This window comes from Kosakonia sp. Marseille-Q7440, assembly GCF_965119485.1.
This window is the reverse complement of record NZ_CBCPLT010000001.1, coordinates 362,989-382,201: the sequence shown is the minus strand read 5'-3', so window position 1 is coordinate 382,201 and position 19,213 is coordinate 362,989. Positions and strand designations below refer to the sequence as shown.

Sequence of the window (19,213 nt, the reverse complement as noted above, 5' to 3'; positions counted from 1 at the left end):
AACAGCGCAAGATTATCAATAAATCTCTTCACCGCTGCGCAGAGGGAATAAGCAGAAAACAAAAATTCAGATTATTTTTTATATGAACATGTAGAAGGGGTAATTAAGTTACCCCTTCGCGTTAATTGCCGGAATCTTATTTACCGCGCTTTGCTGAAGCATGATCCTGCGCCCAACTTCGCTCGGGATGCGGCACAAAATCTTTGACCTGTTTTGCAAGCTCTGCGCTGTGATACATGTCGATGCATTTCATCAGATTGAGTTTTACATCGCTGCCCTGATGGGAGTGATATTGTCCTGCAAGATAGCGGTCGGCCAGTTCGCCCATCTTCCCGGCGCCCTTTTCGGCATCATACTCGCTCCAGTTATCAAAACCGCCAGCGCTGGCTGATGCGTCTTTACTGGCAGCGGGTTCACTGGCGTACGCTTTCGCTACACAGAGTGCCAGTGCGGCATCTTTGTAATTCTGTGCATAGGTGCGGCTTGCGGCGTCAGGTTGCTGGGCTGCTGTCACAGCAGCGCTAAAGAATAAAATGGCAAATAAAACAGTAGATGATCCTTTCATGATAAAGCCCAAAAGTTAGCATGTTCTGTCTTGTAGTTGACGCCCGGTTCATTGAAATAACAATGATCATAGCATTGAAGACCATTCCACAATGTTGCATGCCCAGTTGCATCACCCCAACCTGATATTTCAAATAAAATTAATCCTTTCTTGCCGGCCAGATCACCCCCTCCAGCAGGAGGATAACGAGTGATGATATCGGGTTTTCCCCAACTCTGACGCAAAAAATGGATAACATCGGCCACATAATGAAAATACCAGCGGCCATCTGCGCCCGAGACTGTTTTGTTGGCAATAAACGGTATCGTAGTTCCCGTTTGATTGAGGATGTAGCTTATACGCACAGCACATGTGTTTACCCAGGCTCCACGCGGCGCAATATTCATTGCAACTTTGCCACCAATAACCTGAGCAACTTTAGCGCCTGAGTCTGCGGGATCGTAAATCCGCATTGCTGCGGCCCATGCTGCTGAAAAAGTAGGTTTTGCCATTTCATCCTTTCCCTATATATGACTAAAAAAAAGACATTAGCAAAACGTGACTGCGCGTACATTAACAATGCGCCCCGTCTACCAAAATTGAGGATTACGTCAATAAAAATGAGAAATAGAAAGCATGCCGACAATGGGTTAAGTTGCGTTACCAAAAAAACGAGGCATTTAGTATGCCCCGTTTAATGTCAGCAATATAAAACGATTAGCTGAGCTTAAATACCGCTACCGCCTCTTCAAGCAGCTGAGACTGCTCTTTCAGCGAGTAAGCTGCGGCAGAGGCTTCTTCAACCAGCGCGGCGTTCTGCTGGGTCACGGTATCCATCTGCGCCACCGCGAGGTTGATCTGATCGATCCCGCGGCTCTGCTCACCGGTAGAGAGCGCAATTTCCGACATCAGTTCGGAAACCTGCTTCACCGAGTTGATAATACGCTGCATGCTCTCGCCCGCGCTGGTGACGCGATCGCTGCCCACCAGCACCTGACGACCAGAGAGCTCAATAAGCTCTTTGATCTCTTTCGCCGCCACGGAGGAGCGCTGCGCGAGGTTGCGCACTTCGGTTGCTACCACGGCAAAACCACGGCCCTGCTCGCCTGCGCGCGCCGCTTCGACGGCGGCGTTGAGCGCCAGAATGTTGGTCTGGAAAGCAATATCTTCGATAATGCCGATAATGGTGCCAATCTTTCCGGAGCTGGTTTCAATCTCCTTCATCGACACTACGGCTTCTTCAACAATCGCATTCCCCTCTTGCGCCGCGCTGCGCATATTCCCCGCCAGGCTGTTGGCCTGCTGGGTGTTTTCAGAGGTGTGCTTCACGGTAGAGGTCAGCTCTTCCATGCTGGCAGCGGTCTGCCCCAGCGAAGCGGCCTGCTCTTCGGTACGCGCCGACAGATCGGTGTTACCCGCAGCGATCTCTTCTGCGGCGTAAGCCACGCTCTGACTGGAGTTACGCACCTGAGAGATGATCTGCACCAGCGAGAGACGCATCTGCTCCAGCGCGCTCATCATGCCGCCAATCTCATCTTTGGAGTTGGAGACAACCGGCAGATTTAGCTCGCCCGCCGCCATTTTCTGGCAGTGCAGACGCGCGGCATCCAGCGGCGACAGCACACGGCGACGCAGCAGGATAAAGATCCCCACAATGATCAGCGTAAACAGCAGCGCAAAGACGCCGAGGGTCACCATGCTGTTCACGAAGCGGTTCTGCGCCTCCGTGTTCAGCTGCTGGGCATACTTTTCACGGAACGCCAGCAGGTTATCAAGGGTGATCTCGAACTGGCGATCCAACTGAGGAATAGTAGTGCTGACCAACTGGTTAAAGCGCGCGGTGTCGTTGTTTTTCGCCGCATCCATCAGCGGACGCAAACCGTTATCAACATAGTTCTGCCAGGCCTGGCGATAGGGCGTGGCAAGCGCATCTTCACCAGCAACGCGCGGTGCGGCAAGATAGTTGTTAAACGCCGCCGAGGCTTTTTGCATCACCTCGTTGGCGCTCTCAAGGGAGGCCTGCGTTTTCTGGCTATCGCCCAGCGAGGCGTTAATCATCGCCTCCATCAGGCGTACGCGCAGGGTACGGCTATGGTTAATCGGATCGATGACCGACAGCACCACGCGGATCTCTTTGTTTACGTTATCCAGCGAGTCGTTACTGCGGGTAAGCGACCAGAGGTTAGATGCGGAGCTGATAAGGAAGATAGAGAGTAACAGACCAAAAACGAGCAATGAAAAACGCCTGACTGACATAGTGATCCCTTGGGTGATAGAGCGACAAAACGATGTGGCACCGCATAAAATGCGAATTGCCTTAACAGTGTTATCGACCAAAAGGGAGCGAAATTTAAATTAAATAATCATATTTACACTAAATATGGATCCTCAAAAATTCATTCATAAAACAAATTTGAGCCCATCGCGCAAAGAAGATCTCGCATTCGTAATAGGATTCATTATCATTGCGAAACTATTTCGATGATCCCATAAATCACCATAATGTTAATGAAGGATAGTGTTGAATGAAGAAGGTTCTCTGCGCGCTGGGGCTGGCGCTTGCCTCATTAAGTTCTGCTTATGCCACCACATATCCCCTCACCCTTGAAAACTGCGGCTACAAAGAGACCTTCAACAAAGCCCCTGAGCATGTGGTCGCGCTGGGGCAAAACACCGCCGAGATCCTGCTGCTGCTTGGCTTAGAGGATAAAATCGCCGCCACCGCCTTCTGGCCGACCAAAGTCCTGCCGCAGCTGGCTGAAAAAAACGCGAAGATTAAAACCCTGACGGTAGAGATCCCGACGCTGGAGTCTGTGCTGGCGCAAACCCCGGATTTCGTAGCTGCGCAATCGCCGTTGCTGCTGGGGCCGGAGAGCAAAGTGGCGAAGCGCGAAGATCTCGCCACCGTCGGCGTTAACAGCTATATGTCGCCAGGCATGTGCGCCACCAAAAAGGGCACCGGCGATATGTACGGCAGCCGCCAGAAGCTGTGGGACATGACCTATCTCTACCAGGAGATCGAAGATTTCGCGAAGATCTTTAACGTTGAAGATCGCGGCCAGGCGCTGGTTGCCGACTTCAAAAAACGCGAAGCCGATCTGCGTAAAGAGTTTGGTAAAAACAAAAAAGATCTCTCCTTCGTCTTCTGGTTCTCCAGCTCATCCCCTTCCGCTGACGCCTACGTCGGCGGCAAAAACAGCGCCTCCGGCTTTATCGCCAATGTGCTCGGCGGCCATAACGCCATCACTACCGAAACCGAGTGGCCGACCGTTGGCTGGGAGAGCATCATTGCCGCTAACCCGGATGTGATCGTCGTCTCCAGCCTCGACCGCAATCGCTGGGCGCTGGATAACGCCCAGGAGAAGATTAAGTTCCTGAAGAGCGATCCTGCCGTCAGCCAGCTTGAGGCGGTGAAAAAAGGCCATATCGTGGTGATGGATGGCCAGGCGATGAACCCCACCATTCGCACCATTTATGGCGCAGAGCAGGTTGCTGAACAGCTGAGAAAGATGGGGCTTAATTGATGGCAGCGTTGCACCCAACGCGACAAACGTTGTGGTTAAGTAGTGCCGCGCTGCTTGCCGTTGTGCTGCTGGTGGTGGTGATTGCGGTAGGAGCCAGCGTCGGCGAACTGGCGATCCCGTTACCCAGCGTTTTCTATGCGATTGGCAATAAGCTTGGGCTCACCGCCGAGCCGCTCAATCGCATCTATGAAAGCGTGATCTGGGATTTCCGCCTCAGCCGCTCGCTGGTCGCCGCCTGCTGTGGCGCCGGGCTGGCGATTTGCGGCGCGGTGCTGCAAAGCCTGCTGAAAAACGCGCTTGCCGAGCCGTATGTGCTCGGCGTCTCGGCGGGCGCATCGACCGGTGCGGTCTCGGTAGTGGTGCTGGGTCTCGGCGCGGGTGCGGTATCGCTCTCGGCGGGCGCCTTTGCCGGAGCCTTCGCCGCCTTTGCGTTCGTGGCATTTCTCACCAACGGCGCGCGCGGCGGCAACGAGCGCACCATCTTAGCCGGGGTGGCCGCTTCGCAGCTCTTTAACGCCGTCACGGCATATACCATCAGCACCTCCGCCAGCGCCCAGCAAGCGCGCGACGTAATGTTCTGGCTGCTGGGCAGCTTTAGCGGCGTGCGCTGGCCGGAGTTCCAGCTGGTGCTGATCGTGGTGCTGATTGGTCTGGCGGTCTGCCTCTACTACTCGCGGGCGCTGGATGCCTTCACCTTCGGTGATGATGCGGCGGCCTCGTTAGGCATCGCCGTGCCGTGGGTGCGCCTCGCACTGTTTACCACCACGGCGCTCATAACCGCCACCATTGTCAGCATGGCTGGCTCCATCGGATTTGTCGGGCTGGTAGTGCCGCATATGATGCGCTTCTTCTTTGGGCCGCTGCACCGCAGGCTGCTGGTGGCCTGTGCGCTGGCGGGCGCGATTTTGATGGTGCTGGCGGATATCGCCTCACGCATGCTGATTGCCCCGCAGAGCCTGCCGGTAGGCGTCGTCACCGCGCTGGTCGGCGTGCCGTTCTTCGCGTTTATTATTTACCGTTCAAGGAATCGCTAATGAGCATCGCCGCTGAAAACATCACCTGGAAGGTGGGTAAAAAAGTGATCGTCAACGATGTCTCACTGGCGGTTGCGCGTGGCGAAACGGTGGGCCTGCTGGGGCCGAACGGCTCAGGGAAATCCTCCCTGTTGCGCGTGCTGGCGGGGCTGCGTCGCCCGCATAAAGGACGCGTATTGCTCGACGAGCAGAACCTTCACCGGCTGCCCAAAAAGCAGCTCGCCCGCCGGGTGGCGTTCGTTGAGCAGCACGGTATGACCGATGCCAATATGCGCGTGCGCGACGTGGTGAAACTGGGGCGTATTCCGCACCACTCCCCTTTCTCCAGCTGGAGCACGGAGGATGATGAGACCATCTCCGCGGCGCTGGCACGTGTCGACATGCTGGAGAAAAGCCAGCAGGGCTGGCTGACGCTCTCGGGCGGCGAGCGGCAACGCGTCCACATTGCCCGCGCGCTGGCGCAGATGCCGTCAGAGATCCTGCTTGATGAGCCGACCAACCATCTCGACATTCACCACCAGCTCCAGCTGATGAAGCTTATCAGCGAGCTACCGGTGACCAGCATCGTTGCCATTCACGATCTCAATCATGCGCTGATGTTTTGCGACAGCCTGATTGTAATGCAGCACGGTACTGTGGTGGCGAGCGGTACGCCGCAGGCGATCCTTACCGAAGATCTGCTATGGGAGGTGTTTCGCGTGAAGGCGAAAATCACGCCATCGCCCTGTCATGACAAAAACCATATCCACTTCATCGCCTGACGTCAGGATTTTCGCATGTCTTTTCCCCACCTGCGGCCAGCGAAACAGCTCTGGCCGCCTGTTTTACTCGGTAGCCAGTTTGTTTTTAATATCGGCTTCTACGCCGTGGTGCCCTTCCTGGCGATCTTCCTGCGCGATGATTTACTGCTCTCCGGCGGGCTGATCGGCCTGGTGCTCGGGCTGCGCACTTTCTCCCAGCAGGGGATGTTCTTTATCGGCGGCGCGTTATCGGACCGCTTTGGCGCGCGCGTGATTATCCTCTGCGGCTGCATTATCCGCGTCGCGGGCTATCTGATGCTGGCCTTTGGTCACTCGCTGGGGCCGATTATTGTCGGAGCCTGCCTGACCGGGATCGGCGGCGCGCTCTTCTCCCCCTCGATTGAAGCGCTACTGGCGCGCGCCGGTGCCCACAGCGAGAGCCAGGGCAAGCGCAGCCGCGCCGAGTGGTTTGCGCTTTTTGCCGTCTGCGGCGAGCTCGGCGCGGTGCTTGGCCCGGTAGCGGGCGCGCTGATGACCGGCCTCGGCTTTCGCCAGGTGGCGTTAGCAGGTGCGGGCGTGTTTGTCGTGGCGCTGATAGTACTCTTCTTCTGCCTGCCGCCCGCGCCGCCAAAACGCCAGACGCTGGCGGTCACGCCGTGGTGGACCACCTTTCGCCAGCCGCGCTTTGTCGCCTTTATCATCGCCTACAGTTCGTGGTTATTAAGCTACAACCAGCTTTACCTGGCGCTGCCGGTTGAGATCCAGCGCGCGGGCGGCAGCGAAAAAGATCTCGGGCCGCTCTTTATGCTGGCCTCGGTGCTGATTATCACCCTGCAACTGCCCCTCGCCCGCCTGACGCGCCGCATTGGTGCCGCGCGCATGCTGCCGGTGGGCTTTTTGCTCATCTCCGCAAGCTTTGCCAGCGTCGCGCTCTGCGCCGCCAGCACGCCGCCTGCGGGCTGGATGCGGCTGCTGCCCGCCATCAGCTTCGTCTCGTTATTAACCCTCGGGCAGATGCTGCTGGTGCCTGCGGCGAAAGATATGGTGCCGTGGTTCGCCGACGACGCCACGCTCGGCGCGCACTATGGCGCGCTGGCGACGGCGGGCGGTTTTGCCGTGCTGGCGGGCAACCTGCTGTTTGGTAGCCAACTCGACCGGGCATTAACCCCCTCGGTTGAGGCGATCTACCCCTGGTTGCAGCTGGCTATCTTCCCGCTCTGTAGCGCGGTGGCCTTAATCTTTATCTGCCGCCCGATGCGCAGGGGCTAAGCGGGCGCTCAGTTGCAGCACCAGGCTGAACGCGGCGGGTAACACCGTCAGCGTCACCAGCGTTGCCACCAGCAGGCCGCCGATAATGGCGTAAGCCATCGGCCCCCAGAACACCTGATGGGAGATGGGGATCATGCCGAGGATCGCGGCGCAGGCGGTCAGCATAATCGGCCGCGCGCGGTGCTCCGACGCGGCGATAATCGCCTCATCAGGCTGCATCCCAAGTTGCAGGTTACTGTCCACTTCGCTAATCAGGATCACCGCGTTGCGGATGATCATCCCCGCCAGCGCAATCACCCCCAGCAGCGCGACAAACCCCATCGGCGTGCCGGTCGGCAGCATCGCCAGCACAATCCCCGGCAGGCCAAACGGTGCCATGGTGACGGCCAGCAGCATGCGCGAGAAGCGCTGAAGCTGAACCATCAACAGCAGCAGCATAATAATCAGCGTCACCGGCAGCACGGCATACACCGAGCCGTTGCCCTTATCCGACTCGGCAACGGTGCCGCCCTCCTCAATGCGATACCCTGCAGGCAGCTGAGCACGCAGTTTATCCACCGTCGGGCGCAGGCCGGACGATACCGCTTCCGCGCGCAGGCCGGGCGCGAGATCCGTCTGCACGGTGATAAAGGGCAGCCGCTGATGACGCCAGATCACCGGGTCGTCCAGCCCCCACTCTGGCGTCGCCACTTCGCTCAGCGGAATTTTTGTGCCGTTAGACGTCGGCAACATCAATGTGCCGAGCGTACCGATATCGAGCCGCTCGCGATCGTTACCGCGCAGCACCACATCCACCAGCCGATCGTTGTCCCGCACCGTGGTCAGCGTCGCGCCGGACCAGACGGTATTAAGCATCTGGGCGATGCTTTCCGAGGAGACGCCCGCCGCGCGCGCGGCGGTCTGATTAACCTGTAAGCGGATCATCCGCTCCGGCTCTCCGGCGGTCAGGTTCACTTCCCGGGTCAGCGGCGAGCCGCCAATCTGCGCCGCCAGTTGATGAGCCAGCGTCTGCACTTTTGCATAATCCGGCCCGCTCACGCGGTAGCGCACTGGCCAGCCCACCGGCGGCCCCAATTCCAGCGGCGACACGCGTGAGGTAATCGCGCTGAACTGGCTTGCCAGCAGGGTCTCCAGCCGTTGACGCAGCCGGTCGCGAGCGGCGAGATCTTTTGCCACCACCACCAGTTGCGCGGTGTTCTCGTTGTCCTGCAAAACATCCATCGGCAGATAAAAACGCACCGCGCCGGAGCCGACGTAGCTGCTGTAGCGATCGAGATCCTTATTACCGGTCAGCGCCCGCTCCAGGCGCTCAACCTGCTTTTGCGTCTCGGTCTGCGAGGCATTAGCGGGCAGTGAGAGCGTCACCAGCAGTTCCGGGCGATCGGAGGCGGGGAAAAACTCCCCCTGCAAATAGGTGGTGCCGACCAGCGACAACCCCAGCGCCAGCAGCGCCAGTGCCAGCGTGGTCAACCGCCAGCGCAGCGCGAGGCGCAGCAGCGCCTGATAGCCGCGCTTCAGCCTGCCGACGCGATCGCCGTGCTTATCGATGCGCGCGGGCAGCAGCCAGGTGCCGGTGAGCGGGGAGAAGAGGATTGCCACCACCCACGAGCAGAGCAGCGCGATCAGCACCACGGCAAACAGCGAGTAGCAGTACTCCCCGGCGCTGGAGGCGGCGAAGCCGACGGGAATAAACCCGGCGATCATCACCAGCGTGCCGGTAAGCATGGGAAAGGCGGTGGTTTTGAAGGCATAGGTGGCGGCCTGCCTGCGCGACTCCCCCGCTTCGAGGCGCGCGACCATGGTTTCAACGGTGATCATTGCGTCATCCACCAGCAGCCCGAGCGCGATAATCAGCGCGCCGAGGGAGATGCGTTGCAGGCCGATCCCGGCGAGCATCATCCCGGCGAAGGTCATCGCCAGCACCAGAGGAATGGCGGCAGCCACCACCAGACCTGCGCGCAGGCCCAGCGAGACAAAGGAGACGGCGAGCACAATCACCACTGCCTCCACCAGCACGCGGACAAAACCGCTCACCGCCCCGCTCACCACCTGCGATTGATCGGCCACTTTCACCATCTCAATGCCGTGCGGCAGTTGCGCCTGGATCTGCGCCATGCGCGCATCCAGCGCCTTGCCAAAGCGCAGCATATTCCCGGTCGAAGCCATTGAGATCGCCAGCCCCAGCGCCGGTTGCCCGTTGACGCGAAACTGCGGCGCGGGTGGCTCTGCGGCCTGGCGGGTGACGGTGGCGATATCGGTGAGCGGAATATAGCGATCGTTGATATGCAGCGTCACCGCCCGCAGGCTCGCTTCGCTGCTTAACGCGCCGCTGACGCGCAGCGCCACATTATCCTCGCCGGTGCGGATCGTACCGGCAGGCGCGATGGCGTTTTGCGCCTTCAGCGCTGCGCTGATCTGCTCAATATCCAGCCCCATTCCCGCCAGCTGACGCGGGGAGAAGGCGATAACAATCTGCTCCTGCTGATCGCCTATCAGGCTGATTTTGCCGATATCGTGCAGCGACATCAGGCTGCGGCGGATGGTCTCCAGCCGATCGCGCAGCTCACGCGGCGAGTAACCGTCGGCGGTAAAGCCATAGATGGTGCCGAAGGTGTCATCAAACTCATCGTTGACCTGCGGCCCCTGCGCGCCCTGCGGCAGATCGGCGGCGCTATCCTGCATCTTTTTCCGCACCTGGTACCAGATGCCGGGCACCGCTTTTGGCGGTGTGTCATCGCGCAGGTTGACGTTGATAATCGTGCTGCCAGCGCGGGTTTCGCTCTCAATAAAATCGAGATGCGGAACCTCCTGTAACTTCTTCTCCAGCACATCGGTGACCAGCTGTGTTGTCTCTTCGACGCTGGCACCCGGCCACTGAGCGGTGACGACCGCCGTTTTGATGGTGAACGCCGGATCTTCATTACGCGGCAGCTGCTGATAGCAGAGCACGCCCATCACTATCACCAGCAGCATAAAAAAGGTGACCAGCTGCTGATGTTCCAGCGCCCAGGCCGAGAGGTTAAAGCGCGAGCGTTTCATGGCTGTAACTCCCCGGCGATCACCTGCTCACCGGCGCGCAATTTGCTGACGCCCGCGGTAATCACTCTGTCACCGGGACGCAGGCCGGAACGGATAAACACCGATGAGGCGCTATAGCCGCCCAGCGTCACCGCGCGCGGCTGCGCCCGGTTTTTCTCATCAATCACAAACAGCGCCGGTTGTTGACCAAGGCGGCTTAACGCCGGGGCAGGTACCGCGAAGCCTGCGGATGCTGATTCCGGCAGCGCAATGGTGGCGCTTGCTCCGAGCGCCATTGCCGCAGGCGGGTTTGCCAGCGCCAGCCGCACCTGCCAGGTGCGCGTCTGCGGATCGGCCTGCGGGCTAATATCGCGCAGGCTGCCGCTCGCCTTCACCGACGGATCCGCCAGCAGCGCAACGGTGAAAGTTGCGTTTGATGCCAGCTGGCGCGGGTCGGCAACCGCAAACACCACGTCGCGCGCCTCGCTGGTGGCGAGGGTAAAGACCGCCTGCCCGGCGCTGACCACCTGCCCGGCAGAGGCGTTAACGCGCGTGATGATGCCGTCTGCCGGGGCGACCAGTTGCGTCCAGCTCAGATTCTGCTCGGCGTTGCGTAATGCCGCAGTGCTGCTTTTCAGTTTTGATGCTGCCGACTGCCAGTCGGCGCGGGCGCTGTCGAGCTGCGTGCGGGCAATCGCCCCGGAGGGCATTAACGCCTGCATCCGTTTCAGATTCAGCGCTGCCACCTGCTCAGCCGCGCGAGCGCTCTCCACATCGGCGCGCGCGCTGGCGAGCTGGTTTTTGCCGGTTTCGCTCTCAAGGAAGGCCAGCACCTGCCCGGCATGCACCCGCGCGCCAATATCCACCTCACGGGAAATCATGCGGCCATCCAGCCGGAAGGCCAGCGTGGTCTCATCATGGGCGCGGATCTCGCCGGTGCGCACCGTTTGCGGGTTTGCCGCGCTATTAGCGACGACCAGGTAACGCACCGGACGCGGCGGGGCCGGTTTGTCGGTTTTTTTCTCGCCACAGCCGGTCGCAGCCAGCGCCAGCAATAGCAGCAGAGGAAGCCCGCGGACAGCGTGCAAAAGCCTGTGCGCGAGCGGGTGTGCGTAATGAATAAACTGTTCTGACATAGCGCCACTCCGGATCGGTAATGGCGCTATTACAGGCGTGACGCGTCGAGATTCAGCCCACGTTTCGTCAAGGTTTTATCAAGGCTGCAACTTTTCTTGCGCCATGGCAGCGTGGGGAAGGTGAAGGGTGATTGCCAGCCCGCCCGCTTCCGGCAGCGCGGCGCTGATGCTGCCGCCGTGGGCATGGACAATCGCCTGGGCGATGGATAACCCAAGGCCGCTGCCGCCCGAATGGCGCGCGCGCGAGGTCTCGGCCCGCGTAAAGCGGTCAAACATCAGCGGCAGAAAATCAGCCTCCACGCCGGGGCCATCATCGGTGAAATCAATCAGGTAGCCGCTCGCCTGCGATGTGAGGGTGATAAACAGATGACCGCCCTGCCGCCCGTAACGCACCGCATTCTCCATCAGCACGGTAAAGACCTGCCCTAAGCGGAAAGCGTCGCCCTCCAGCGGCGCGGGCGTTGGCGCTGTAAGTGTAAAGGTGAACCCGGCGGCGTCGGCCTGCGGCTTCATCCACGCCGCGCGTTCGCGCAGCAGATCGTCCAGGAGCAGCGGCTGGCAGTTGAGCATCAGTTGCCCGGCGTCGGCCAGCGAGAGCAGGTGCAGCTCATCCGTTAAGCGGCGCAGCAGTTGTAATTGCTTCATCACCATCGACATCTGCGCAGGGCTTGGCTCAAACACGCCATCCAGCATCCCCTGCAGGCGACCAATCGCGGCGGTAAGCGGCGAGCGCAGTTCGTGAGCCATCGCCACGTGGGAGGCGCGCAGTTCACGCTCATAGCGCGCCAACTGGCGGGTCATGCCGTTAAAGTCGCTGGCGAAGCGCACCATTTCGGCGGGAGCTTCTTTTACCAGCTCGGCCTGTGCGCCGAATGTTCCCTGCGTCACCTCTTCGGCGGCGTCGCGCAGACGGCTAAATTGCAGGGTCAGCGGGCGGGCATAGCGCAGCCCCATAAAGACGATAAAGGGGATCATCACCAGCACCAGCACGCTGACCAGGATCCAGTCCGTCGAGGCGATAGAGGGGGTGGAGTAACTCAGCCCCCACCAGGTATCGACAATTTCGTGAAAGCGCGTCGGGTTGATCTCCGGGTTCTCTTTTAACAGCAGAAACTCGGCGCGCACCGGCGCAGGCATGGCATGCAGGATCCAGACATTCTGCACGGCGTAGCGCAGCCACATACAGAGCGCGATGATGATCACCGTACCGATCGCCAGCGCGAGGATGCGCACGCAGATCCAGCGCCAGAGCGACTGTTGAACTGAATTTTTCATGGTTGAGCGAACCTGTAACCGACGCCGCGCACGTTGCTTAACACGCCGCTGACGCCCGCGTTTTCCAGCTTTTTACGCAGGTTGTAGACGTGTGTATCGACAACGCGCTCCAGCGCTTCGCTTTCGGGCAGACAGTGTTCCAGCAGATGCTGGCGGGAGAAGGCGCGGGTGGGATGGCGCATCAGTGTCGTAAGCAGGGAGAATTCCGTCGGCGTCAGCTCCAGCGCGCGCGTCTGGTTATCTTCTTGCGTCACGGTCACGCTAATGGCGACGGTATCGACCGCGAGGTTGTGCCAGCGCAGCACCTCTTCCTGGGTTTCCGCGCGCTGCGTGCGCCGCAGTACCGCCTGTACGCGCGCCACCACTTCGCCGGGGTGATAGGGCTTCACCACATAATCATCCGCGCCGTAACGCAGCGCGCCAATGCGATCCGGCGCATCTCCGAGCGCCGTCACCATGATCACCGGCACATCGCTTTTGCGCCGCAGCGCCGCCAGCACTTCGCTGCCGTTCATGCCGGGCAGCATCACATCGAGCAGGATCAGATCGGGCTTGCAGCGCTGCGCCAGCTCCAGCCCGGCCAGGCCGTCGCTTGCCAGCGTCACCTCATAATTTTCACGGCGCAGATAGGCTTCCAGCACGCCCGCCGCATCCGCGTCATCCTCAATCACCAGCACTCTTTTCGCCACCATTTCCCCACCTTGACCGTTTCTTAACACTTTGCTGACGGTTTATTGATACGACCTGTCTATGTTCCCTTTCAGCGCTTGCGCACACCCTTTCCCACCGACGAGATGTGACGATGATAACCAGAAAACGTACGTTGTATAGCCTCTGCGCCCTGCTGGCGACCACCGCCTCTGCGGCGCACGCCGATGATGATCCATCGGCACAAAATGGCGTCACTGTAGGCATCGGCGCACAGTCTGCGCCGCGTTACAGCGGTTCAGACAAGCAGCGCCTGCAATTCGTTCCGCTGATCCAAGCGCGCGATAACGCCCTCTTCATTGATTCGCAAAAGGGCATCGGTTACGACCTGCAAAGCGAGAACGGCTTCTATCTCGAACATACGCTCGGCTATGGCCTCGGCCGCGATGACAGTAACTCCTCCTGGCGCGATGGCGCGGATAACCTGAAGGGGATGGGGAAAATCGATGCCACGATGAATACGGCGTTTGCCGTCGGCTGGTCGATCACGCCGTGGCTCTCTGTTGAAGGCAAAGCGACGCTGCCGCTGACCGACAGCCAGGGCGTGCAGTATCAAACCTCGGTGACGCTACTGCCGGTGCAGAGCGCCAGCGATACCGTTGCACTCCAGTCTGCCGCCCTGTTTGGCGACAGCCGCTACATCAACACCTTTTATGGCGTCAGCGCGAGGCAGAGCCAGCGCAGCGGTTTTCGCCCCTATGATCGCGCGGGCGGTTTCTACGGCGTCAACAGTTCGCTCACCTGGAGCCATCAGTTCGACGAACACTGGGGAACGCTGCTGAGCGCGGGCTACACCTGGCTTGGCGATCGCGCGGGCGACAGCCCGATTGTCGCGCAACGCAATGAGGGCACCGGCACGGTAGCCGTGACCTGGACCTTCTGAACAGGGGGAGATGGTGAAAAAAGAGGATTATCAGCTGGTGGGGAAGATCTGGTTTGGCTGCTTACTGGTTTACCTCGGCGCCTATCTGACATATATCTCTTTGTAATGATTGCCAACAAAACAGCGATGAGATGAATAAAGACGCCCACACTAAAGCCCTTTGCCTCGACACGCCACGGCTGGTCTGCACGCAAATCGAGGAACTGGATCGCGATTTTTTTAGCCGCCTGATGGCCAGCAATGAGGTGCAGCATTACATCTCGGATGAGCGCGCGCCAGAGGAGATCGAGGAGGCTTTCACCGCCCGCTTGCCGCCCTGGCAGCCGGGCAGCGCGCACTGGCTCTGCCTGGTGGTGCGCGACAGAGCGAGCGGTGAAAGGCTCGGCGTCACCGGCTATATCCATCGCGAAGCGGACTGCGCGGAAGTGGGCTTTCTCTTTGCTCCCGAGGCGCAGGGAAAAGGCTATGCGCGCGAGTCGTTACAGGCGGTGTGCGATTTCGCCTTCCATAAAGGCGGCATCCGGCGGCTGACGGCGATGGTCACCGCCGGCAATCACCCCTCTCGCCGCCTGCTGGAAAAGGTGGGGTTTGTGCTGGAGGGCGAGCTGCGCGAGAGCTACTGGCTGCATAACCGCTGGCACAATGACTGGCTGTTTGGCCTGCTGCGCCAGGATTATCTCCATCAATAACGAGGGTGTTATGACGCTGAACATCACCACCATTACCCCGGCAGTTGACGGTTTTCAGCCGCTAAAACAGGCGAGCGTGGCGGAAGGATTTAATATGCTGCGCAGGCTTGAGGAGAACTGGCTCAATCAGCACAACCGCTTTGATAAGCCAGGCGAAATGCTGCTGGGCGCATTGATTGGCGGCAAACTGGTCGGCGTTTGCGGGCTCAATATCGACCCGTTTGTGCAGGGAGATCGCGCAGGCCGGGTGCGCCACCTCTATGTTGCCGCAGCCTATCGCAGCCAGGCAGTGGGCAGCCTGCTTTTGAGGGAGATTGTCGCCCAGGCCGCGCAGAGCTTTGACAATCTCTACACGCATGCACCGCAGGCGGCGTTCCGCTTTTACCAACGCGCAGGCTTTGTGCCAACGGAAGGGATTGAGCGGGTGACGCACTGCCTGCGGTTGGGGCAAAACTAGCCGGTAAGAGTGCCCTACCGGCTGCTGGCGTTACGCGCGCATCGGCTCGCCGCGCACCGGGCGGTCGCCCGCCACGAAGTAGTCGGCATTGCTGCGCGGCAGCGGGGTGCGGCCACGGATATTATCGGCAATCTTCTCGCCAATCATAATGGTGGTGGCGTTGAGGTTACCGGTGATGATCAGCGGCATAATCGAGGCATCGACCACGCGCAGCCCTTGCAGGCCGTGCACGCGCCCTTCCCCGTCCACTACTGCCATCTCGTCGCTGCCCATTTTGCAGGTGCCGCACGGATGGTAGGCGGTTTCGCCGTGGTTACGCACAAACTCATCCAGCTGTTCGTCGGTCTGGCACTCAATACCGGGGCTAATCTCACGCCCGCGATACTTATCCAGCGCCGGCTGGTTGATGATCTGGCGCGTAATGCGGATCGCATCGCGGAACTCCTGCCAGTCCTGCTCGTGAGCCATGTAGTTAAACTGAATGGCCGGGTGCATACGCGGATCGCGCGATTTCAGGCGCACAAAGCCGCGGCTCGGCGAGCGCATGGAGCCAACGTGGCACTGGAAGCCGTGGGCTTCAACCGCGTTGCTGCCATTGTAGTTAATCGCCACCGGCAGGAAGTGGTACTGAATGTTCGGCCAGGCGAACTCTTCCCGGCTGCGGATAAAGCCGCCGCCTTCAAACTGGTTGCTGGCGCCGATACCGGTGCCGTTAAACAGCCACTCCGCGCCGATTTTCGGCTGGTTCCACCACTTCAGCGCCGGGTAGAGCGACACCGGTTCTTTGCACTCGTACTGCAGGTACATTTCGAGGTGATCTTGCAGGTTTTCACCGACGCCCGGCAGATCGTGCACCACGGGAATATCGAACTTCTTCAGCAGATCCGCTGCGCCGACGCCGGAGCGTTGCAGGATCTGCGGCGAAGCGATGGCACCCGCGCAGAGCAGCACTTCGCGGCGCGCATGCACCTGCTGCGGCGTGTTGCTGGCACCGTGCAGATACTCAACGCCCACCGCCCGCTTGCCGTCGAACAGAATGCGATCGGTGGTGGCATGGGTGATGATCGTCAGGTTGGCGCGCTTCTTCGCGGTATCAAGATAGCCGCGCGCGGTGCTTGAGCGACGTCCGTTCGGCGTCACGAAGCGATCCATCGGGCCAAAGCCCTCTTGCTGATAGCCGTTGAGATCCTCGGTGCGCGGATAACCCGCCTGCACGCCCGCTTCGATCATCGCCGAAAACAGCGGGTTGTTGCCCGGTTTGCAGGTGGTGATGCTGACCGGGCCTTCGCCGCCGTGGTAGTCATTTGCGCCGATATCGCGCGTTTCCGATTTGCGGTAGTAAGGCAGGCAGTCGAGGTAGGTCCAGCGCTCAAGCCCCGGTTCCTGTGCCCAGTTATCGAGATCCATTGCGTTGCCGCGCACGTAGCACATGCCGTTGATCAATGACGATCCGCCCAGCCCTTTGCCGCGCCCGCACTCCATGCGGCGGTTGTTCATGTGCGGCTCGGGCTCGGTTTCATACGCCCAGTTATAGCGTTTGCCCTGCAACGGGTAAGCCAGCGCCGCAGGCATCTGCGTGCGGAAATCAAAACGGTAATCGGGACCGCCCGCTTCAAGCAGCAGCACGTTGACGTCGCTATCTTCGGTCAGTCTTGTTGCCAATACGTTCCCTGCGGATCCGGCTCCGATGATGATGTAATCAAATTCCATTAGTCGCTCCTCAGGTTAAAATTCACTCAAAATACAGACTGGAAACGGGTCATTTCGAGCTGCACAGACTTCACCTGGGTGTAGTTTTGCAGCGTCATCAGGCCGTTTTCACGCCCGACACCGGAGTGCTTGTAGCCACCCACCGGCATTTCGGCAGCGGATTCGCCCCAGGTGTTGATCCAGCAGATCCCCGCTTCAATCTGATGAATAACGCGGTGCGCGCGGTTGAGATCCTGCGTCACTACACCAGCAGCCAGACCGAAATCAGTGGCATTGGCGCGGCGCACCACTTCCTCTTCGCTTTCATAGGTGAGGATCGCCATCACCGGCCCGAAGATCTCTTCGCGCACGATGGTCATCTCGTCGCGGCAATCGGTAAAGACCGTCGGCGCAACCCAGGCACCGTTATCGAACTCGCCGCCAGTCAGACGTTTGCCGCCGCAGAGCAGGCGCGCGCCTTCACTGATGCCGGATTCGATATAGCGCATCACGTTGTCGCGGTGCGGGAAGCTCACCAGCGGCCCGAAGTTGATGGCCGGATCGTTTGGATCGCCCGCTTTAATACGCGCCACGCGATCGGCGATCTTCACTTCAAACTCGGCCTGCCATTTCGCCGGAACAAACACGCGCGTGCCGTTGGTGCAGACCTGGCCGGAGCTATAGAAGTTGGCCATCATCGCGATATCGGCAGCGAGATCGAGATCCGCATCTTCAAAGATGATCAGCGGCGATTTACCGCCCAGCTCCATGGTGACCTCTTTCAGAGTCGAACCGGCGGCGTTTGCCATCACTTTTTTACCGCTGGCCACACCACCGGTGAAGGAGACTTTGTCGATACCCGGATGCTCGGTCAGCAGCTGGCCGGTGACCGCGCCGCTGCCCGGCAGAACGTTAAAGACGCCGTCCGGCAGGCCCGCTTCAGTGTAGATTTCCGCCAGTTTCAATGCGGTGAGCGGTGTGACTTCGCTCGGTTTGAAGATCATTGCGTTGCCCGCAGCCAGCGCCGGTGCGGATTTCCACAGCGCGATCTGGATCGGGTAGTTCCACGCGCCGATACCGGCGACCACGCCAAGCGGCTCGCGGCGGGTATAGACGAAGGAGGTGTCGCGCAGCGGGATCTGCTGCCCTTCCAGCGACGGGATCAGCCCGGCGTAGTACTCCAGCACATCGGCACCGGTGACAATATCAACTGCCTGGGTTTCGCTCAGCGGCTTACCGGTGTCGAGGGTTTCCAGCGCGGCCAGCTCGTCATTGCGCTCGCGCAGAATATCGACCGCGCGACGCAGGATGCGTGAACGCTCCATCGCCGTCATCGCGGCCCAGATTTTCTGGCCTTTACGCGCGCTTTCTACCGCGCGATCGACATCGGCCTGCACCGCTTCGTGCACTTCGGCTAATACTTCGCCGTTGGCCGGGTTGATGGTCTGGAATGTTTTTCCAGCCGCGGCGGGAACGTATTGACCATCAATATAGAGCTGCTGTTCTGCGAATCGGGACATGATTCCTCCTTCCTCAGGGATTCTCTGCGCCAGCCAACTGCTGGCGGATGAATTGGGTGGTGAGCGTTCGGGCAACGTCCGGGTTGAACGGTTTGCCGCTCAGGGCTGCGCGCAGCCACAGGCCATCAATTAATGAGGCCAGGCCGTGTGCTGCAAGCCGGGCCTTTTCGCGCGGCAATTCGCGGCGAAACTCCGCCGTCAGGCTGGAGAAGAGGCGTCGGCTGCTGACGCGCTCGAGGCGGCCCAGCTGCGGTTGATGCATGCTGCTGGCCCAGAAGTCGAGCCAGGCTTTCATCGCCGCGCTATGCACCTGGGTCTCATCGAAGTTACCGTCGACAATCGCCAGTAAACGCGCTTCGGTCGTGGCCTGCGCTAACGGTTGCAGGCGTACCGCCACCGCATCGCGTAGCTGGCGCGTGATGTCGCGCATGGTGGCTTCCAGCAGGCCGTTTTTGTCCTTGAAGTAGTGGCTGATGATGCCGGTCGATACCCCGGCCCGGCGCGCAATCTGCGCAATGGTGGCGTCGTTGATCCCGACGTCGTTGATCGTATCCAGGGTCGCATCAATCAGTTGCCGACGGCGTATCGGCTGCATTCCCACCTTTGGCATGACTCCCTCTTCCACCGCAAAGTAAGGGCTCTATTTAATCTTTTTTTGATTGCACGTTCAATATAAAAAAAGAATTTGTTAAGGTAATGTACCTGCGCTGTTACAAAAACGAAGCGG

17 protein-coding genes are annotated in these 19,213 nt (G+C 59.8%); 7 read left to right on the top strand and 10 right to left on the bottom strand.

What is annotated here, in order from left to right; genetic code table 11:
• Positions 1-136 precede the first annotated feature (136 nt).
• The 3 genes from ACWPW2_RS01710 to ACWPW2_RS01700 form a co-directional block, all read right to left on the bottom strand.
• Positions 137-565, bottom strand: coding sequence for a T6SS amidase immunity protein Tai4 family protein (locus tag ACWPW2_RS01710; RefSeq protein ID WP_454121413.1), 429 nt, complete (start codon positions 563-565; stop codon positions 137-139).
• Positions 562-1,056, bottom strand: coding sequence for a type VI secretion system amidase effector protein Tae4 (locus ACWPW2_RS01705; protein ID WP_454121412.1), 495 nt, complete (start codon positions 1,054-1,056; stop codon positions 562-564). The genes ACWPW2_RS01710 and ACWPW2_RS01705 overlap by 4 nt, the downstream gene beginning before the upstream one ends.
• Before the next feature lie 205 nt (positions 1,057-1,261).
• Positions 1,262-2,800: a methyl-accepting chemotaxis protein gene (locus ACWPW2_RS01700; protein ID WP_023480373.1), complete on the bottom strand. Its 1,539-nt coding sequence runs from the start codon at positions 2,798-2,800 to the stop codon at positions 1,262-1,264.
• Positions 2,801-3,069: 269 nt separating this feature from the next.
• Between ACWPW2_RS01700 and ACWPW2_RS01695 the strand changes: the two genes are divergently transcribed.
• The 4 genes from ACWPW2_RS01695 to ACWPW2_RS01680 are packed head-to-tail and all read left to right on the top strand — an operon-like array spanning position 3,070 to position 7,111.
• Positions 3,070-4,068, top strand: coding sequence for a siderophore ABC transporter substrate-binding protein EitA (locus ACWPW2_RS01695; RefSeq protein ID WP_128483729.1), 999 nt, complete (start codon positions 3,070-3,072; stop codon positions 4,066-4,068).
• On the top strand, positions 4,068-5,102 hold the full coding sequence (locus tag ACWPW2_RS01690) for a FecCD family ABC transporter permease (protein WP_042713937.1): 1,035 nt from the start codon (positions 4,068-4,070) through the stop codon (positions 5,100-5,102). The genes ACWPW2_RS01695 and ACWPW2_RS01690 overlap by 1 nt, the downstream gene beginning before the upstream one ends.
• Complete coding sequence (locus tag ACWPW2_RS01685; protein ID WP_454121409.1) at positions 5,102-5,863, top strand: ABC transporter ATP-binding protein; 762 nt, start codon at positions 5,102-5,104, stop codon at positions 5,861-5,863. The genes ACWPW2_RS01690 and ACWPW2_RS01685 overlap by 1 nt, the downstream gene beginning before the upstream one ends.
• A 15-nt stretch (positions 5,864-5,878) precedes the next feature.
• Positions 5,879-7,111: an MDR family MFS transporter gene (locus ACWPW2_RS01680; protein ID WP_454121407.1), complete on the top strand. Its 1,233-nt coding sequence runs from the start codon at positions 5,879-5,881 to the stop codon at positions 7,109-7,111.
• On the opposite strand, the gene ACWPW2_RS01675 is transcribed toward ACWPW2_RS01680, so the two are convergent.
• The 4 genes from ACWPW2_RS01675 to ACWPW2_RS01660 form a co-directional block, all read right to left on the bottom strand.
• Positions 7,076-10,150 carry an efflux RND transporter permease subunit gene (locus ACWPW2_RS01675; RefSeq protein WP_454121406.1) on the bottom strand — a complete coding sequence of 1,025 codons (3,075 nt, stop codon included), beginning with the start codon at positions 10,148-10,150 and terminating at the stop codon, positions 7,076-7,078. The two genes, ACWPW2_RS01680 and ACWPW2_RS01675, sit on opposite strands and share 36 nt — an antisense overlap.
• The gene (locus ACWPW2_RS01670) at positions 10,147-11,265 is read right to left on the bottom strand and encodes an efflux RND transporter periplasmic adaptor subunit (protein WP_454121405.1); all 1,119 of its coding nucleotides are present in this window, start codon (positions 11,263-11,265) and stop codon (positions 10,147-10,149) included. Before ACWPW2_RS01670 ends, ACWPW2_RS01675 begins: the two co-directional genes overlap by 4 nt.
• Before the next feature lie 78 nt (positions 11,266-11,343).
• Positions 11,344-12,540 (bottom strand): sensor histidine kinase, encoded by a 1,197-nt coding sequence (locus ACWPW2_RS01665; RefSeq protein ID WP_454121403.1) that lies wholly within the window; start codon positions 12,538-12,540, stop codon positions 11,344-11,346.
• Entirely contained in the window at positions 12,537-13,232 is a 696-nt protein-coding gene (locus ACWPW2_RS01660) for a response regulator (protein WP_312120672.1), read from the bottom strand. Before ACWPW2_RS01660 ends, ACWPW2_RS01665 begins: the two co-directional genes overlap by 4 nt.
• Positions 13,233-13,342: 110 nt before the next feature.
• Between ACWPW2_RS01660 and ACWPW2_RS01655 the strand changes: the two genes are divergently transcribed.
• The 3 genes from ACWPW2_RS01655 (at position 13,343) to ACWPW2_RS01645 (ending at position 15,277) form a co-directional block, all read left to right on the top strand.
• Positions 13,343-14,131, top strand: coding sequence for a MipA/OmpV family protein (locus ACWPW2_RS01655; RefSeq protein ID WP_454121402.1), 789 nt, complete (start codon positions 13,343-13,345; stop codon positions 14,129-14,131).
• Between the two features lie 131 nt (positions 14,132-14,262).
• Complete coding sequence (locus ACWPW2_RS01650) at positions 14,263-14,820, top strand: GNAT family N-acetyltransferase (RefSeq protein ID WP_454121401.1); 558 nt, start codon at positions 14,263-14,265, stop codon at positions 14,818-14,820.
• 10 nt (positions 14,821-14,830) lie between these two features.
• Complete coding sequence (locus ACWPW2_RS01645) at positions 14,831-15,277, top strand: GNAT family N-acetyltransferase (protein WP_454121399.1); 447 nt, start codon at positions 14,831-14,833, stop codon at positions 15,275-15,277.
• Positions 15,278-15,307: 30 nt separating this feature from the next.
• Here ACWPW2_RS01645 and betA read toward each other — a convergent pair whose 3' ends face one another.
• The 3 genes from betA to betI are packed head-to-tail and all read right to left on the bottom strand — an operon-like array spanning position 15,308 to position 19,096.
• Positions 15,308-16,987, bottom strand: a complete 1,680-nt coding sequence (gene betA, locus ACWPW2_RS01640) for a choline dehydrogenase (protein WP_454121397.1) — start codon at positions 16,985-16,987, stop codon at positions 15,308-15,310.
• A 26-nt stretch (positions 16,988-17,013) separates the two neighbouring features.
• A complete protein-coding gene (betB, locus tag ACWPW2_RS01635) occupies positions 17,014-18,486 on the bottom strand; it encodes a betaine-aldehyde dehydrogenase (RefSeq protein WP_454121395.1) in 1,473 nt (490 codons plus the stop codon).
• 13 nt (positions 18,487-18,499) lie between these two features.
• On the bottom strand, positions 18,500-19,096 hold the full coding sequence (gene betI, locus ACWPW2_RS01630) for a transcriptional regulator BetI (RefSeq protein WP_454121393.1): 597 nt from the start codon (positions 19,094-19,096) through the stop codon (positions 18,500-18,502).
• Positions 19,097-19,213 lie beyond the last annotated feature (117 nt).

Bases quoted from the DNA above. Each gene is read 5' to 3' on its own strand.
- ACWPW2_RS01670 (WP_454121405.1), bottom strand. From the start codon at position 11,265: ATGTCAGAACAGTTTATTCATTACGCACACCCGCTCGCGCACAGGCTT.
- ACWPW2_RS01645 (WP_454121399.1), top strand. From the start codon at position 14,831: ATGACGCTGAACATCACCACCATTACCCCGGCAGTTGACGGTTTTCAG.
- ACWPW2_RS01655 (WP_454121402.1), top strand. From the start codon at position 13,343: ATGATAACCAGAAAACGTACGTTGTATAGCCTCTGCGCCCTGCTGGCG.
- ACWPW2_RS01660 (WP_312120672.1), bottom strand. From the start codon at position 13,232: ATGGTGGCGAAAAGAGTGCTGGTGATTGAGGATGACGCGGATGCGGCG.
- ACWPW2_RS01680 (WP_454121407.1), top strand. From the start codon at position 5,879: ATGTCTTTTCCCCACCTGCGGCCAGCGAAACAGCTCTGGCCGCCTGTT.
- ACWPW2_RS01685 (WP_454121409.1), top strand. From the start codon at position 5,102: ATGAGCATCGCCGCTGAAAACATCACCTGGAAGGTGGGTAAAAAAGTG.
- betI (WP_454121393.1), bottom strand. From the start codon at position 19,096: ATGCCAAAGGTGGGAATGCAGCCGATACGCCGTCGGCAACTGATTGAT.
- ACWPW2_RS01690 (WP_042713937.1), top strand. From the start codon at position 4,068: ATGGCAGCGTTGCACCCAACGCGACAAACGTTGTGGTTAAGTAGTGCC.
- betB (WP_454121395.1), bottom strand. From the start codon at position 18,486: ATGTCCCGATTCGCAGAACAGCAGCTCTATATTGATGGTCAATACGTT.
- ACWPW2_RS01700 (WP_023480373.1), bottom strand. From the start codon at position 2,800: ATGTCAGTCAGGCGTTTTTCATTGCTCGTTTTTGGTCTGTTACTCTCT.
- ACWPW2_RS01665 (WP_454121403.1), bottom strand. From the start codon at position 12,540: ATGAAAAATTCAGTTCAACAGTCGCTCTGGCGCTGGATCTGCGTGCGC.
- ACWPW2_RS01695 (WP_128483729.1), top strand. From the start codon at position 3,070: ATGAAGAAGGTTCTCTGCGCGCTGGGGCTGGCGCTTGCCTCATTAAGT.
- ACWPW2_RS01710 (WP_454121413.1), bottom strand. From the start codon at position 565: ATGAAAGGATCATCTACTGTTTTATTTGCCATTTTATTCTTTAGCGCT.
- ACWPW2_RS01650 (WP_454121401.1), top strand. From the start codon at position 14,263: ATGAATAAAGACGCCCACACTAAAGCCCTTTGCCTCGACACGCCACGG.
- betA (WP_454121397.1), bottom strand. From the start codon at position 16,987: ATGGAATTTGATTACATCATCATCGGAGCCGGATCCGCAGGGAACGTA.
- ACWPW2_RS01705 (WP_454121412.1), bottom strand. From the start codon at position 1,056: ATGGCAAAACCTACTTTTTCAGCAGCATGGGCCGCAGCAATGCGGATT.
- ACWPW2_RS01675 (WP_454121406.1), bottom strand. From the start codon at position 10,150: ATGAAACGCTCGCGCTTTAACCTCTCGGCCTGGGCGCTGGAACATCAG.